The sequence below is a fragment of the Roseateles sp. GW821-FHT09H11 genome, assembly GCF_059415845.1.
In genome coordinates, this window is record NZ_JBWKOA010000001.1 from 248876 (window position 1) to 264826 (window position 15951).

Consider the following 15951-nt stretch of genomic DNA (forward strand, 5'->3'; position numbering starts at 1 on the left):
TGCCACGAACAACACCTGGCACCCCGCTTGCTCTGGCAGCTGCCTGTTCGAAATGCGGTACACAGGCATTCCTGGGAGGATGATGAAGACGATTCGATACACCGCCTGCGCGAGCGCGGCCCTGGGACTGCTGGGCGGACCGGCCTTCGCCCAGCAGGGGCCAGCGCCGGCACCGAACGCGCAGGCACCGAACGCGCAGGCATCGAACGCGCAGGCGCTGCCGACCGTGGTCGTGTCCGGCAGCGTGGCCGAGCGCCGGCTCGACGAGGCGCCGTATGCGGTGTCCGTCATCGACGCCGACACGCTGCGCGGCGCCGGGCCGATGATCAACCTGTCCGAGGCGCTCAACCGCGTCCCCGGCCTCACCGCCAACAACCGGCAGAACTACGCGCAGGACCTGCAGCTGTCCTCGCGCGGCTTCGGCGCGCGGGCGCCGTTCGGGGTGCGCGGACTGCGGCTCTACACGGACGGCATCCCGGCCACGATGCCGGACGGGCAGGGCCAGGTCACGCACTTCGACCTCGCCTCCGCCGCGCGCATCGAGGTGCTGCGCGGGCCGTTCTCGGCGCTCTACGGCAACAGCTCGGGCGGCGTCATCGCGCTGGTGAGCGCCCCGGTGCGCGAGCGCTTCGCCGAACTGGATCTCGACGCCGGCAGCGCCGGCTTGCGCCAGGCGCGCGTCACCGCCGGCACGCCCTTCGGCGTCGGCTGGGAAGCGCAAGGGGGCGTGTCGCACATGGAGACCGACGGCTTGCGCCCGCACAGCGCCGCGCGACGCACCCTGGCCAACGGGCGCCTGGCCTGGACTGGCGCGCGCGACCAGGTGCTGCTGCTCATCAGCGACATCGACCAGCGCGCGCAGGATCCGCTCGGACTGACCGCCGCGCAGTTCGCGGCGGATCCGGACCAGACCGCTTCGCAGGCGGAGCAGTTCAACACCCGCAAGAACGCGAGCCAGACGCAGCTCGGCGCGCGTTGGCGGCATCGTTTCGACGAGGCGGGCGCCTTGTCCGAGAGTGTCCTGACCGCCTACGGCGGGCGGCGTTCGGTGACGCAGTGGCAGTCCATCGCCGTGGGCGCGCAGACACCCGCCGGCAGCGGCGGCGGGGTCGTGGACTTCAGTCGCCGCTACGACGGTGTCGACGCCCGCCTGCTGTGGCGGCTCGGACCGGCGACGCTGGTCACCGGCGTGAACGTGGAGCGCCAGACGGACGACCGCCAGGGCTACGAGAACTTCGTCGGCACCGGCGCGTCGCAGCAGCTGGGCGTGACCGGCGCGCTGCGCCGCAACGAGGAGAACGAGGCCGTCACGCGCGAGGCCTACGCGCAGCTGGAACTGCCGCTGACGACGACGCTCACCGCCAGCGCCGGCGTGCGCGCGGGACGCGTGTCGCTGTCCGCCCGCGACCGTTTCCTGGCCAACGGCGACGACTCCGGATCGCTGCGCTACGACTACGCGAATCCGGCGGTGGGCCTCGGGTGGAAGCTCGCGCCGTCGCTGCTGCTGCACGCCGCGCTGGGACGCGGCTTCGAATCGCCGACGCTCAACGAACTGGCCTACCGCGCCGACGGGTCGGGCGGCTTCAACACCGCGCTGCGGCCGCAGAAGAGCCTGCAGCAGGAGATCGGGGCGAAGTGGCGCGGGGGTGATGTCGAGCTCGACGCCACCGCGTTCCACGTCGCCACGCGCGACGAGATCGGTGTGCTGTCCAACAGCGGCGGGCGCTCGAGTTTCCAGAACGTCGGACGCACGCGGCGCAGCGGCGTGGAGCTGTCCGGCGCCTGGGACCTCGCGCCGCGCTGGCGCGCGCAGATGGCGCTCGGCACGCTGAAGGCGCGCTACCGCGACGGCTTCCTGACCTGCACCGGCACGCCGTGTCCGACGGCCAACGTGCCGGTTGCCGCGGGCAATCGCATCGCGGGCACCAACGGCGGCAGCGCCTACGCCGAACTGGCGTGGCGGCCGTTCGAGGCCGCACGCGACGGGGAGCTCGCGCTCGAATGGCGCGGTGTCAAGCGCACCGCCGTCAACGACATCAACAGCGAGGCCGCGGCCGGGTACGGCCTGCTCCATCTGCGCGCCCGCCACGGATGGACCATCGGCGCGATGCGCGCGGAGCTGACCGCGCGCATCGACAACGCCGCCGACCGCCGCTACGTCGGCAGCGTCATCGTCAACGACGGCAACGGCCGGTTCTACGAGCCGGCGCCGGGGCGCTCGTTCTGGGTGGGACTGTCGTTGCGGCTGTAGCGCGACTCGGCGGCGACGATCATTTCCGTCAGCATGTTCAGCCGGTCGCGCACGACCTGGATGCGGACCGTATCGTGTTCGTCGAGATCGTCCACGGACTGGGCGGTCTCCGCCATCCAGCGGCGAAGTTCCTCGATCCGGCGATCCTGCCCGGGCACGGCCCATGCGGGCATCGTCACCGACGGACCGGGTGTCAGCGTGGCCCAGGGTGCCAACGGGGTGAGCGGGACGGCCGCGTGCGGCCAGAGCCGCCGGTCGAAGGCGCGGAGCTCGGCGAGCGGGTCCGCTCGACCTGCCGGGCGGCGATCGTCTGCCCGAGGGCGAGCCGTGGCGCGGGCCGCCGGCGTGGTCAGTTCGCTCAGCCGTTGTCGATAACGGTCGACGAGGTTGCGCAGCGACAGCGTCGGATCCTCCTCGACCAGCTGCTGCACGAGGCGCAGGCTGCGCACGCCCAGGCGGACGGCGTCGCGGCTCAGGAGTTCATCGGGGAAAGCGCGCGGATTGGCGGCGCACAGGTGAAGCTCGTGGCAGTCCCGCACCTGCCGGCGCACGCTGAACAGCCGCGCCTCCAGCTCGTCCGCGTTGATCGACCGCAGGCGAGCGACCAGGCCGGCATCCAGCGGCGCATCGGCGGCGGCGAGCGATGTCTCTCGCAGCGGATGCCTGAGCAGGCCATTGATGCGGACGGGGCGGTGGTGGACGGCGGCCATGCCCATCGGTTCGGGAAACGCCAGACCGAAGTCGATGGCATGACAGCGACCGTCGTCCTCGACGCAGAGGTTCTCCCACTGCAGGTCGAGGTCGCCCAGCATGAGCTTGGCCAGCACGGCGCGCTGGAGTTCCGGCGCGGGGATCCGCGAGGCCGTCTCGCCGTCCGCGTCGATCCAGCGGCGGTACTGGACCGCGTCGATGGCCCCGCGCTCGGCCGCGGCGGTGGCGGCAGTGCCCAGGGTGCGCCCGGGCAGACCAGTCTGGATCAGCGCCGGGGCGTCATCGAAGCGGGCGATGCAGGCGCGGTTCTCCGCGAAGCGAAAGCCCGTCTGCCGGGTGATCTCCGCGTGCGCCGCCGCGGCCATCACTTCGCGGAACGCCGCCGCCCCCGCGGGCAGGCCGCTCTGGTCGGATTCAGCCGCCAGCGGCTTGACGACGTGAGCGACACCGCCGGCGGCGTTGTGGATCAGCAGGACCTGGCTCGATCCGGTGTCCGCCGCCGTGGCGCCGAATCGCCTGCGCATCGCGCCGGCATGTGCCGCCGTCTGCCGCGATGCCACCTCGGTCCGGGACAACGACGCGGCCCGGGCCAGCGACGCGTTCGGGATGGCGGAGGCGGGCCACGCGGCGTCGTGGCGCAGCGGGAACTCCCGGTCGATCCGTCGCTGCTGCGCGCGTCGACGGGCCGGGCCGACGCGGAGCCGGCTCAGCAGTGCCTCGACGAATCGGCCTTGCGGCTTGTCCAGCGCACGGTGTCGCGGCGGGTCGGTCTCGCCGGGGCCCATGGCGGATGCGGTTGTGGTTGTGGTTGTGGTTGTGGTTGCGGTTGCGGGCGGGTCGAGGTCGCGCGGGCGCGCAAGGAACGGGAGGCGCATGTCGTCGATGTTCCGTGGTGTGTGCCGTCAGTCGTCCCGGTCAGTCGTCCCGGTCATTCGTCCCGCTCAGTCGGCGCGAGGCGGTCGGCCTCGACCTGAACCAATCCAGCACCTCGGGATAACGCGCCAGCAATTGACGCAGCGAGAGGGAGGGTTCCTCCGCGATCAGCGTCTGCACGGCGTCGATGGCGTCAATGGGACGGAACAGCGCGTCGCTGATCGCCGCCGCGCGCGGTGCGCCTTCATGATCGGCTTCCGGGGCCACCGATCCGGTGGCCGGCCAGGGCCGCAGGGCGGTCATGCAGAGACACCACGTGAGGTCGTCCGTGTCGATGTCACGCACCTTGGCGACCAGCGCGGCGTCCAGCGGCGCATCCCATGCCGTCGACGACCGATCGACCGGCGGGGGGCTGAACAGCGCCGCGCGGGCGCCGCCGGCCTGAATCTCGTCCAGAAGCCAGACGATGCCGTCGTTCTCGGGGAAGGTCTCGGCGCCGTCCAGATGCCAGCACCGGCCGTCGACGTCGACCAGCAGGCCGTCCCAGCCCGCCTGCCAGTTGTCGGTGAACAAGCGCGTCAGCGCGATCTGCTGCAGCGCGGCCGGTGCCAGTCCGTCCATCGCTTCACGAGCCGCCTGCTGGAGCTGTGCCGCGCCGCCGGCGCCTGGGCGGTGGAGGGCCTCGTACGCGATCCGCAGGGCGGGCGGGAGGGGGCCCGGGGCGGCGGTGAGCACGCCGGGGCCGCGGCCGGCCAGCTCATGCGCGACAGGACGCGGAAGACCCAGCGAGAGACCGACGCTCGACCGCAGCAGGTCGTCCAGCGTGGCCGCCATCCGTTCCCGCAGCACCGACGCATCGTCTTCGGTCGGACGGAAGGCGATGCCGGGCTGCCCGTCGGCATCGCAGAGCAGCAGCACATGGGACCGTCCGGGAGCCGGAACCACCGCGGACGTGCGACTCCAGTCATCGGCGAGCGCCCGCAGGCGCTCGTCGAAATCGGGGGCGTCGGCGTCCGGGAAGGCCGGGCGGGGCGACGTGGGACCGAGCGTCTTCGCCAGACATCCCTCGAGGAGTTTCACCTCGTTGAGCCGGCGCAGGTCGCTGTGGAAGCGATCCGAGGCCATCCGGCCATCGGCGGTGGCCGCCATCACCGTCGCGGCGCGCTCGTTGAGATAGTCCCGGCAGCGTTGGCGTACCTCGGCGATCGACATCGGCGTGCCTTTCCGATGCGCGCCCTTCCGATGCGCGCCGTCTCCTGGCGTGGCGGATTGGACGGCCTGCTTCGCCGCCTGGAGGACCGCGACGTAGGCGGCATCCTTGGGTCGCCTGAGGATCCGGCTGACCGGGCTGCGGGCCATCAGCGCGTCGAGCCGCGGCGGCGGGAACACCTCGCGGAGGTTCTCTTCGGCCGTCAGGTCGGGGCCCGGCGGGAGGGCGTCGTCAGGCGGAGCCGATCGCTGCAGCAGGCGCTCGCAGAAGTGGCTCCCGTCCCATTCGAGGCCGTTTCCGTCGTCGGGGAGCGCGGTCCCCGGTGCGGTCCCGCCGCACGGCGTGCCGATGCGGGACGGTGAATCGATGGAGGAATGACGAGGCATGGGGGTCAGGTCTTGAAGGGCGAGAAATGCGCGGTGGGCGAGGGCGTGGACAAGGACGCGGACGTCGGAGAGCGCGGTGGCGTGCCCCCCAGCTGGCGCGAGATCTCGACGAGCGCCGCGTCCAGTCCCGATCGCAGGCCCAGTTCGATGAAGCCGTTGGTGTCCATCAGTTCGACCAGGTCGTCGGTGGCGAAGCGGGTGCGGCCGTCGGCGACATGGGCGCCGACGCGGCGCAGCACGTCGTCGCGGACCTCGCGATCGGAGGTGGTCTCGACGGCCTCGAGCAGTTCGATCAACGGCCCGTCGAAGCCGTCGATCAGCGTCTCCAGGTCCGCGACCGCGTCGTCGAGCGCCACGGTGAGGCGCGTGCGATCGGGATGCGACTCGCAGCGTTCGATCACCGCGCGCCGCAGGTCGTCCACCGCGAACCGCAACCGGCGTCGCGTCTGGAGCCAGGTCTGGCGGGGCGGAGGAGAGGGCGCCTCGGGGCGCCCGGGGCGCGACTTCAGCGGGGGAGCATCAGGGAGCGCAGCGCGCGCGGGGTGCAGAGGCGTCATTCCCGTTTGTCGCGCGGCAATGCACAGCGGTTCACGCGTCTGCGCGATCTCCCGGGCGGCTGCCCACATCGTCACGGGCGACTCTCGACAGGAGCCAGCGGATCGACGACTGCTGGGACAGCGCGTCGCTCAGGTCCTCGACCTCCGTCGCATCCTCGGCGGCCAGCAACTCGTCGTTGCTGCGATCGCAGGAGGCCGCCCAATGCTGCACGACCTCCAGGCGATCCTTCAGGTGCGCCACGGCGGCCGGGTCGGGCCACAGGCGATCCGTCGCGGCGATGTCGGCCTTGCTGGTCTTGCCGAGCGCCTCTCCCAGCAGCCGTCGCTCACGATCGGTGGCCTGCCAGGTGGCGGCGAGACGCCGGGTCAGCTGGGGCACGTCGAGTTGACCGAGGGCGTGAAGCCGACCCGGGCGCATCGGCAGGTCGGCCGGGATGCGTCCCTCCGTGGGCGAAGTGCGACCCTGGCCGGTTCCGATGGCCGTCGAGTCGAGCCCCGCGTGGCGATCGGCAAGCAGGTGTTCGTGATCGAGCACCCAGGCGCGCCCGCGTTCGTCGACCAGCACCCCGTCCAGACGCAAGCCCTGCCCCCCGGCGCACAGCGCGGACAGGGCCAGATGGTCGAAGGCAAGGTCGTTCAAGGGGCGGGCCAGCGCGTCGGCCAGCCGCTGGCGGCCGACGTCCCTGCCTTCGCCCGGGGAGTCCAGGCAGAGTTCGAAGCCTGGCGGCGGCATCATGAGCAGACCGAGCGCTTCGTCGACATCGTCGACATCGCCGGTGGGAGGAGCAGGACGTGCCGGCATCGACACGATCATCGCCGTCGACGAGGGCGTCGCGTCCTTCCGATAGCCCAAGGCCGGGAACATGGCGGCATGAAGTCTGGACATGCAGACCGACTGCACCGCCGCCGATGCGGCCATCGGCTTGAAGGCATAGGCGACCTTGCCGTGGGCGTCGAGGATGAAGTCGACGCCCGGCACGTCCGGCGTTCGATGCATGCCGAGGAACTCGGCCATCAGCCGCGCGCGTTCGCGCGTCACGAGGACGAAGGCGTCGGACCGCGCCGTGATCGCGGTCGCTTCGCCCCGCTGCTGCGGTTCCCGTTGGATGCGTTCCTGCATCGTCTCCCGGGCGCGGAGCCGGACCTCGAGACCGAACTTCCTCAGCCGCGGGTCGCGCGCCTCCGACGAGTCCAGGAAGACCTCCGCCGCATCCGCCGTGCGTCGCGCAGCCAGTGCGACCGCGCCGTCATCGGCGTCGCGGTTCACACGCAGCAGGTCGATGCCGCGCATGCACATGGCCCTGAACGCGGGATCCTTCGACAGGAGGTGCCGTTCGATCAGACGGCGCGGCTCGAAATGCGCGGAGAACGCCGTCTTCGTCGTCTTGGCCCGCTCGTCGATGCGCTCGACGAGGCGATCGACGAACTTGAGCTGGTGCTCGTCCAGTTCGCATCCGTCATTCAGACCGACGGTGACTTCATACCCCTCCACCTCCATCGAGGTGTGGTCATAGGGGTCGATCTGTCCGGTGCCTGGCGAGGGCTTCTGAAAAGATGGCATGGCGGAAACGCAGCCGGCTCCGCGGTCGCGGCCGGCAACGCCTGGAAGTTGCACATGCCGCATTTGTCATGCGCCACCCTCGAACAGGTTTGCCAAGCGAATTGACATTCGTCATCGGCTGCTCCTGCATGCAGGAAATTTCTGCCGAACCGGTGCTCCCGTTCCAGCAACGGCAGCGGCTCAATGCGCCGCGAGCTGCTCCACCAGCCGCATCAGCAGTTGCGGCTTGAGCGGCTTGGCCAGATGCGCGTCGAAGCCGGCCTGCAGCGCCTGCTTCCGATCCAGATCGCGCGAGAAGGCCGTCAACGCGATCGCCGGCAGGCGTTCACCGGGCGTTTCCAGGGCGCGGATGTCGCGGATCAGCTCGTAGCCGTCGCGGCCCGGCAGGCCGATGTCGCTGATCAGCAGTTCGAACGCGTTGCCGGCGAGCGCCAGCAGCGCCTCGTCCGCGCCGTGGACCACGGTCACCCGCGCCTCCCGGTCCTCGAGGATCAGCTTCAGCATCGCGCCCGCGTCCACGTCGTCCTCGACCACCAGCACGCGCAGCCCGGTCAGGGGGACCGCCGTCTCGTCCGCCGTGCCCGCCTCGCCGAGCGCGCCGAAGGCGCTCAGCCCGCCGGAGGCGGTGTCGGCTTCCAGCGTCGTCGGCGCCGTTTCCTCGCCGGGCAGCCAGAACCGGATCGCCGCGCCGCGCCCGCGCCCCTCGCTGCGCACGTCGACCCAGCCGCCGTGCGCCTCGATCAGGCTCTTGACGATGGCCAGGCCCAGCCCGAGCCCGCCGTGCTGGCGGCTGCTCGCGGCGTCGCTCTGCGTGAAGCGGTCGAAGACATGCGGGAGGAACTCGGGCGCGATGCCCTGGCCCTCGTCGCGCACCTCGACCAGCACGCCCGCGTCCCGCGCCCGCAGCGACAGCGTGATCGCGCTGCCGCGCGGCGAGAACTTGGCCGCGTTGCCCATCAGGTTCCAGATCACCTGCTGCAGCCGGCCGCTGTCGGCCAGCAGGACGGTGGACTCGTCGTGCAGGTCGAGTTCGATCCGATGCCCGCTGGCATCGAGGTTGTGCTGGATCACCGCCACCGCCGCGCGCAGCACCTCGCCGGCCTCGACGCGCTCGCGCGCCAACGGCAGCTTGCCGATGTTCAGGCGCGACATGTCGAGGATGTCCGTGATCATCCGCGCCTGGATGGACACGTTGCGGTCGATCGCCGCCAGGCCTTTCGCCAGCAGGTCCGGCGGGCTGTGCCGCTGCAGCACGTGCGTCCAGCCCATGATCGCGTTCAGCGGCGTGCGCAGCTCGTGCGACAGCACCGCGATCAGGTCGTCCTTCATCCGCGACAGCGCCTCGGCCTCGCCGCGCGCGCTGCGCTCGCGGTCGAGCAGTTCCTGGCGCTGGAGCGCGAGCAGCTGCTGCTGCGAGATGTCCGCGGCCATCGCCATGCACACCCCGGGTTCGATCGGGGGCGAGGCGGTCCATTCGACCGGCACGCCCGCGCCGTCGCCCGATTGCAGGGAGAACTCGGCCTGCAGGCCGTCGTTGCCCAGCGCGGCGACGAAGTCGCGCGCGGCGGGCAGGTCGGCGGCGTCGACGAAGTCCGTCAACGGCCGTCCGATGACGGACTCACCCTCGTCCGGACCCAGGCCGAGCAGCGCGAGCATCGCCGGATTGGCGTCCAGCACCGTGCCGTCGCCGGCCTTGAGCAGGCAGATGCCGCCGGGCGCCTGGGCGTAGACGGCGCGGAACTTGGTCTCGCTGCGCCGCATCGCGTCCTCGGCCGCGCGCGTGCGCACCAGCGCCTGGATCGTCGAGACCAGCACCGCCGGCTCCACCGGGTGCGTGAGGTAGGCGTCGGCGCCGGCATCCAGGCCGCGCACCTTGTCCTCGTCGGTGAGGTAGGCCGCGGTCAGGTGGATCACCGGCAGCCGGAAGGTGCTGGCCTGCGCGCGCAGCCGGCGGCACAGCTCGAAGCCGTCGATGTCGGGCAGGTGGATGTCGAGCACCACGGCCGACAGGCCCTGGTCCGCGACGCGCAGGGCGTCCGCGCCGGTGCCCGCTTCCAGCGTCGGGAAGCCGGCCGCGTTGAGCAGGCGCACCGTCGTGTAGCGGCCGATGGGGTCGTCGTTGACGACCAGCAGCCGGTGACGGGAGCGGTCGATGACGCGCGGCTCGCTCATGCGTCGGGCACCTCCGTGGCGACTCCCGGTGCGGCGGCTCTGGCCGCGTCATGGCCGGCGTCCGGCGCGCCGGGAAGCCGCAGCGGCAGCGTCACCGAGAACACCGATCCCACGCCCGGCTCGCTGCGCAGCCCGACGCGGCCGCCGAGCAGCTCCGCCAGCCGCTTGCTCAGCGACAGGCCCAGGCCCGTCCCGCGCAGCCGCTTCTGGATCGGCGAGCCGATCTGGGTGAAGTCCTGGAAGATCGCCTCATGGAACTCCGGCGCGATGCCGATGCCGGTGTCCGCCACGGCGAAGGTGATCTCGTCCTCGCCGCCGTCCGCGCCCGGGGCGGTCACGGCGCTCACGCGCACCTCGCCCTGCGCGGTGAACTTCAATGCGTTGGAGATGTAGTTGCGCAGGATCTGCGAGAGCTTGGCGTCGTCGGTGAAGAGCTGCGAGATGCCGTGCGGCTCCTCGAAGACCAGCTGCACCTCCGGATTGACCAGCACCGGCTTGAACATGCCGCGCAGCGCCGCGAAGAGGTCGACCAGCTCGAACCAGGCCGGCGAGATGTCGATGCGGCCCGCCTCGACCTTGGCCAGGTCGAGCAGGTCGTTGACCATGTCGGCAAATTCTTCCGAGGTGGTGCGGATGAAGTTGATCTGCTTTTCCTGCTCGTCGGTCAGCGGGCCGTCGACGCGGTCCAGCAGCAGCCGCGTCAGGCTGCGGATCGAGGAGATCGGCGTGCGGAACTCGTGGCTCATGTAGGCCAGGAAGCGGCTCTTGAGCTCGGTGGCCTGGCGCAGCTGCTGCGCCTGCGTGTCGAGTTCCGCGTACAGCGCCAGCACGCCGCGGTTGGTCTCGTCGAGCTCCGCCTGCAGCGCCTCGACCTGCGCCTGCGAGGTGGCCAGCGCGTCGATCAGGGCGGCGGGGTCGTCGGTGGGCATCGTGTCCTTCATGGGCGTCTCATGCGCGTTCGACCGGCGCCGCGGGGCTCCGATCGTCGCCGCGTTGGTGGCGCGGGTCCCGGCGGCGGACCACCACCACGGTCGCATCGTCCTTGCCGCGCAGGTGGTCCCGCAGGATCCAGCCGGCGATCACCGCCGGGTCGGCCTGCAGCAGGCCCGGCGTCTCCTCCAGCGACCAGCGGCTGACGATCCCGTCCGAGTGCAGCACCAGCACCGCATGCGGCGGCCAATCGTAGACGACATCCTGCAGCCGGCGGATCTGCAGACCCAGCGTGCCATGCTGGGACAGCAGCGTCCGGTCGGACACGCCCGAGATCAGGCGGCCCGAGATGTTGCCCGCGCCGGCGAACAGCAGCGGGCCGTCCGGCGTGAGCGACAGCGCCGCCGACGCCGCACCCCGCGTGCTGCGCAGGCTGTCGTGGGAGCGCTCCAGGAACGCCGCCGGCGAGACGAGGTGACCGGGCTCGGCGCGCGCGAGCAGCGTCATCAGTTTGTCCGCCGCCGCCGCCGCGTCGACGCCGTGACCGAGCCCGTCGGCCACGGCGAGCGACCAGCGGTCGTGATCCTGGTCGCGATCGCGGCGCAGCGCCCAGGCGTCGCCGCTGACGGTCTCGCCCGGGGCGGCCAGCGACAGTCCGCCGACGTCGAAGGCGGTGTCGGCGGCAGCGGGGAAGCCGGGTGAAAAGGCGGAGGGGAAGCTGGCCGGCGCGCCGATGCGGCTCCGGTCGGTGCGCGGCCCGAAACGCGCCGCCAGGACCGTGCCCCGCTGCGGCGCGGAGAAGCCGCCGAAGCGGTCGGCGCTGCGTCGAATCGCGCCGAGCCCGGTCCCGGCCGTGCCGCCGGTGCTGTAGCCGTCCTGCAGGCAGCGAGACAGGTCCATGCCGCTGCCCCGGTCCAGCGACAGCACCTGCACGGCGGCGCCGGCGGTGTCGTCAAGGGGGCCGGACTCGTCCACGCCGATCAGCAGCGCGGCCTGGCGGCCCGGTCCGACATGGCGGAACAGGTTGGTGCCAAGCTCGGTCACCGCCAGCGCAAGCCGGCCGGCGGCCTCCTCGTCGAAGGCCAACTCCGACGCCAGCGCCTGGGCGGCACGCCGGGCCTCGCCCACCTGACTCGCGTCGTCGATGGGGAAGCGTCGATACGCGCGCATGGCTACTTCCAGCGCGTGATCGTCACGCGCGTCCCGCGTCCTGGTGCGGACTCCAGCTCGAAATCGTTCACCAGCCGCTTGCTGCCGGACAGGCCCATGCCCATGCCGTTGCCCGAGGTCCATCCATCCTTCATCGCCAGCTCCAGATCCGGAATGCCCGGTCCCTGGTCGACAAAGGCAAGTCGCAGTCCCGTGCGCACGCCCGACTGGACGAAGGCCCATTCCATCGCGCCGCCGCCGCCGTAGATCAGCGTGTTGCGCGACAGCTCGCTGGCGGCCGTGATCATCTTGGTCTGGTCGACCAGCGAGAACTTCAGTTCCTGCGTGAGCTTGCGCACCAACTGGCGCGACAGGACGATGTCGGGTTCGCTGCGGATGGGCAGCGAGCCCGAGGCGGTGTCGGACGCCGTCACCGGCCGGGCCCCCGGTCGAAGCCGTGACCGGCATCACCGACGTCGCTCGGGTCGCCATCGCCGGCCGCCAGGTTGCTCTCGAGGTCGGCGTCGGCCTCGTCGGCCTGGCGCAGCAGCGCCATGCCGCGTTCGACGTTGAGCGCCGTGCGCACGCCGTGCAGCGACAGGCCCAGCTCCACCAGCGTGATCGCGACCGCCGGCTGCATGCCGACGACGACCGAATTGGCCCCCAGCACCTTGGCGATGCTGGAGATGCCGGCCAGCATGCGGCCGATGAAGGAGTCCACGATCTCCAGCGCGGAGATGTCGATGAGGACGCCGGTCGCGCCGGTGTCCTGGATCCTGTTGGCGAGGTCGTCCTGGAGCGCGAGCGCGGTCTGGTCCTGCAGGTCGACCTGGATGGTGACCAGCAGGGTCCTGCCCATGCGCAGGATCGGGATGCGTGTCGTCATGCCGCGCCCACGAAGCCAGTGCCGCCGGCGGGCCTGCCCTTGGTGACCACGAACCCGGCGCGCTTCATCGCCAGCGACAGCGCGTCCGCCAGCGTCGCCTTGGTGGTGATGCCTTCGAGGTCGATGCCCAGGTGCACGATGGTCTGGGCGATCTGCGGCCGGATGCCGCTGATGATCGCGTCGGCGCCCATCAGCCGGATCGCGGTGACGGTCTTGAGCAGATGCTGCGCGACCAGCGTGTCCACGGTCGGCACGCCGGTGATGTCGATGATGGCCAGCGCGGAGCCGGTCTCGACGATGCGCTGCAGCAGCGCCTCCATCACCAGCTGCGTGCGGCCGCTGTCCAGCGTGCCGATCATGGGCACGGCCAGCACGCCGTCCCACAGCTTGACCACCGGGGTCGACAGCTCCAGCAGCTCCTGCTGCTGGCGGCCGATGATCTCCTCGCGACTGCGCTGGTAGGTCGTGACGGTGTACTGCGCCATGTGGTCCAGCAGCGTCGAGATCGCCCAGGTCGCGTCGCCCAGCGCAGCCGCGTCGCCGGCAAACTTGCGCTGCACGCCGCTGAAGAGCGGCTTCTTCAGCGCGAGCACGAAGCGGCTGGTGTCCGCGGCCGTGGAGCCCTGCGCGGCGCGCGAGGCCGACAGCTGGGCCAGCACGGCGCGCACGTTGGACCAGGCCGCATCGTCGAAGTTCTCCGTGCCGCCGCTGGCGCGCACGCCGCCGAGGATGGCGTTCAGCAGTTCGCCGGTCTCGCGACCTTCGCTGGACAGCGTGCGGCCGCCGCTGCCGGAGGCCAACTCCGCCTGCCATTCGGCCAGGACCTGGTCGCGGTGGACGGACAGGAGTTCTTCGACGGCGGCGCTGTTCTGTTTCATCGGGTCCTCTCGGGGCGCGGGTGGGCGCATGTGATGCGGGAAGGCGGAACGGGAATCGGGAAGGGGGAGGCAATCGGGGCCGGCGCGGGGGACCGCGCGGCGGGCGCGATCGTACTCTTGGCGGCATCCGCCCAAGCCCCTCCTCGGGCGAGGATTGGGGGCGGGTATCTCCCAAGTCGGCGTGGGCATGCCGGTTGCCCAATGGCGCTGTCAGACATTCAAGACCAAGATTGGGAGAACGACGTGGCGGATCAGATGAGCGTGCTGGTGGTGGACGACAAGCCGCAAAACCTGCTCGCGATGAAAGCCTTGCTGGCCGATTCCGGCCTGGGGGTGTTGACGGCGGATTCCGGGCCCGCCGCGCTGGAACTGCTGCTCACGCACGATGTGATGCTGGCCCTGCTCGACATCCAGATGCCGGGCATGGACGGCTTCACGCTCGCCGAGCTGATGCGGGGCACGGAGCGTACCCGGCATGTGCCGATCATCTTCCTGACCGCCGGCTCGCAGGAGGCGCAGCGCAGCTTCAAGGGCTACGAGGCCGGCGCGGTGGATTTCATCTACAAGCCGGTCGACGCGCACGTGCTGCGCAGCAAGGTCGCCGTCTTCGCCGACCTGCACCGCCAGCGCCAGCTGCTGGCCGAGCGCATCGTCGAGCAGGAGCGGCTGGCGCGCGTCAACGCGCTGATGCTGAGCGCGCTGAGCCACGACATCCGCAGCCCGCTGTCGGTCATGATGCTCAACGCCGAGCTGCTGATCCGTCAGACCGAATCCCCGTCGCTGCAGAAGGCCGGCCAGCGGGTCAAGGCCGCCGCGACGCTGCTGGGCCGCCAGGTGGACCACCTGGGCAGCCTGGCGCGCCGGCCCTGCGAGCTGCTGCAGGTCCAGCCCGAGCGCAGCGATCTGGCGACGCTGGCCGCGCAGCGGCTGGACATCGAGAGCAACCAGGCCGTGATGTGGGCGCCGCCCGCCTTCGACCGCATCGGGGACACGAGCGGCGACTTCGACGTCGAGCTGATGGCGCAGACCCTGGACCAGCTGCTGATGCAGGCGGCGACGCACGCCGGCGACAGCACGATCCGCATCCAGGTCGACGGCAGCGCGCAGCGCTCGCTGATGCTGCGCATCAGCTTCGACACGGTGCTCGCGCCGGAGGCCTCCATCCACCTCTTCGGCGGCAACGAGCCGGTGTCGGGCATGTCCTCGGCGCAGGTCGGCCCCGGCCTGCAGGAACCCGAGCGCGTCGCGCGCGCGCATGGCGGATCGCTGATCGGCGTGTCGCGGGCGCGGCAGGGCACGATGTTCGAGCTGCTGCTGCCGCGGCTCCAATCGGAACGCTGAGCGGGACCATCGATGCCGCAGTGCAGCAGGCATGCAGGCCGAAACGCGCGTGGCGCGGCGTCCTACACGCGACCCCAGCGCGGCCCGACAGACCCGGCGCTCGCGCCGGCCCACAGTGGTGACATCACAGCAACCACGATGGGGACTGCCATGAACCGCTCCTCCACACCCGGGAACTCCAGGAAGACGCTGGCGCTCAAGGCCGCCGTCGCGGCCGCCGCCTGCGCGCTGGCGGGCCACGCGATGGCCGACATCACGTTCTACGAGAACGAGAACTTCCGCGGCCGCAACGCGGGCGCCGACGCGCAGATCAACTTCCTCAAGGACATCGGCTTCGACGACCGCGCATCGTCCATCGAGGTCCGCGGCGAGCGCTGGGAGGTCTGCGAGGACCCGGGCTACACCGGCCGCTGCCGCGTGCTGCAGCCGGGCAGTTATCCGTCGCTGCGCTCGATGGGCTTGGACAACCGGATCAGCTCGGCGCGCCGCGTCGGCGAGGACGTCAGCCGCGACCGCTACGGCCCCGATCCGCAACCGACCTACCTCCGCCGCGGCGATGAAGGCCTGTACCAGGCGCAGGTCGTCTCGGTGCGCGCCGTGATGGGCGACGAGCAGCAGCGCTGCTGGATCGAGCAGAAGGAAGTGCGCGACCGGCCCAACGTCGGCGGCGCGGTGATCGGCGGCGTGCTCGGCGGCATCCTGGGCCACCAGTTCGGCGGCGGCTCGGGACAGGCCGTGACGACGGCGGCCGGCGCCGTCGGCGGCGCGGTCGTCGGCAGCAACGTCAACCGCGACAAGGACGTGCGCAACGTGCAGCGCTGCGGGGCCTCGCCCAACAGCGGCAACCCCCAGTACTGGGACGTGACCTATCGCTTCAAGGGACAGGACCATTACATGCAGACCCGGCGACCGCCGGGAGCGACCGTGACCGTCAACGCGCGCGGCGAGCCGCGCGAGTAGGCGGGACACGGTCATCGATCGATCGACCCAGTGAGGACTCCTGGGGCCGGCCGGGGTGGCGCGCGCTAGCATGCGGCGCCACCCCG

The 15951-nt window shown here is 71.4% G+C and carries 12 protein-coding genes and 1 pseudogene; 3 read left to right on the top strand and 10 right to left on the bottom strand.

Translation table 11 applies throughout. The features are described from left to right. Window positions 1-82 precede the first annotated feature (82 nt). Window positions 83-2251, top strand: coding sequence for a TonB-dependent receptor family protein (locus tag AC07PR_RS01055; RefSeq protein ID WP_495134068.1), 2169 nt, complete (start codon window positions 83-85; stop codon window positions 2249-2251). Here AC07PR_RS01055 and AC07PR_RS01060 read toward each other — a convergent pair. From AC07PR_RS01060 to AC07PR_RS01105, 10 genes and pseudogenes are all read right to left on the bottom strand, one after another. After that, on the bottom strand, window positions 2197-3747 hold the full coding sequence (locus AC07PR_RS01060) for a hypothetical protein (RefSeq protein ID WP_495134069.1): 1551 nt from the start codon (window positions 3745-3747) through the stop codon (window positions 2197-2199). The genes AC07PR_RS01055 and AC07PR_RS01060 overlap by 55 nt on opposite strands. Window positions 3748-3877: 130 nt before the next feature. Continuing rightward, complete coding sequence (locus AC07PR_RS01065) at window positions 3878-5431, bottom strand: hypothetical protein (protein ID WP_495134070.1); 1554 nt, start codon at window positions 5429-5431, stop codon at window positions 3878-3880. 5 nt (window positions 5432-5436) lie between these two features. Then, complete coding sequence (locus AC07PR_RS01070) at window positions 5437-5865, bottom strand: hypothetical protein (protein WP_495134071.1); 429 nt, start codon at window positions 5863-5865, stop codon at window positions 5437-5439. A 154-nt stretch (window positions 5866-6019) separates the two neighbouring features. Continuing rightward, window positions 6020-7549 carry a hypothetical protein gene (locus AC07PR_RS01075; RefSeq protein ID WP_495134072.1) on the bottom strand — a complete coding sequence of 510 codons (1530 nt, stop codon included), beginning with the start codon at window positions 7547-7549 and terminating at the stop codon, window positions 6020-6022. Between the two features lie 180 nt (window positions 7550-7729). Then, window positions 7730-9721 carry a hybrid sensor histidine kinase/response regulator gene (locus tag AC07PR_RS01080; RefSeq protein ID WP_377154871.1) on the bottom strand — a complete coding sequence of 664 codons (1992 nt, stop codon included), beginning with the start codon at window positions 9719-9721 and terminating at the stop codon, window positions 7730-7732. Beyond that, a complete protein-coding gene (locus AC07PR_RS01085) occupies window positions 9718-10662 on the bottom strand; it encodes a sensor histidine kinase (RefSeq protein ID WP_495134073.1) in 945 nt (314 codons plus the stop codon). The genes AC07PR_RS01080 and AC07PR_RS01085 overlap by 4 nt, the downstream gene beginning before the upstream one ends. Before the next feature lie 7 nt (window positions 10663-10669). Then, window positions 10670-11821, bottom strand: coding sequence for a SpoIIE family protein phosphatase (locus AC07PR_RS01090; RefSeq protein ID WP_495134074.1), 1152 nt, complete (start codon window positions 11819-11821; stop codon window positions 10670-10672). A 2-nt stretch (window positions 11822-11823) separates the two neighbouring features. Then, window positions 11824-12234: an anti-sigma regulatory factor gene (locus AC07PR_RS01095; protein WP_377154874.1), complete on the bottom strand. Its 411-nt coding sequence runs from the start codon at window positions 12232-12234 to the stop codon at window positions 11824-11826. Window positions 12235-12329: 95 nt separating this feature from the next. After that, window positions 12330-12686 (bottom strand): annotated as a pseudogene (locus tag AC07PR_RS01100) (STAS domain-containing protein); the annotation flags it as partial. Then, complete coding sequence (locus AC07PR_RS01105; protein ID WP_377154875.1) at window positions 12683-13564, bottom strand: STAS domain-containing protein; 882 nt, start codon at window positions 13562-13564, stop codon at window positions 12683-12685. The pseudogene AC07PR_RS01100 and the gene AC07PR_RS01105, both read right to left, overlap by 4 nt. 243 nt (window positions 13565-13807) lie before the next feature. Here AC07PR_RS01105 and AC07PR_RS01110 point away from each other — a divergent pair, with 243 nt between their 5' ends. Then, the gene (locus AC07PR_RS01110; protein WP_377154876.1) at window positions 13808-14905 is read left to right on the top strand and encodes a hybrid sensor histidine kinase/response regulator; all 1098 of its coding nucleotides are present in this window, start codon (window positions 13808-13810) and stop codon (window positions 14903-14905) included. Window positions 14906-15055: 150 nt separating this feature from the next. Continuing rightward, complete coding sequence (locus tag AC07PR_RS01115) at window positions 15056-15865, top strand: beta/gamma crystallin-related protein (protein ID WP_495134075.1); 810 nt, start codon at window positions 15056-15058, stop codon at window positions 15863-15865. Window positions 15866-15951: the final 86 nt, after the last annotated feature.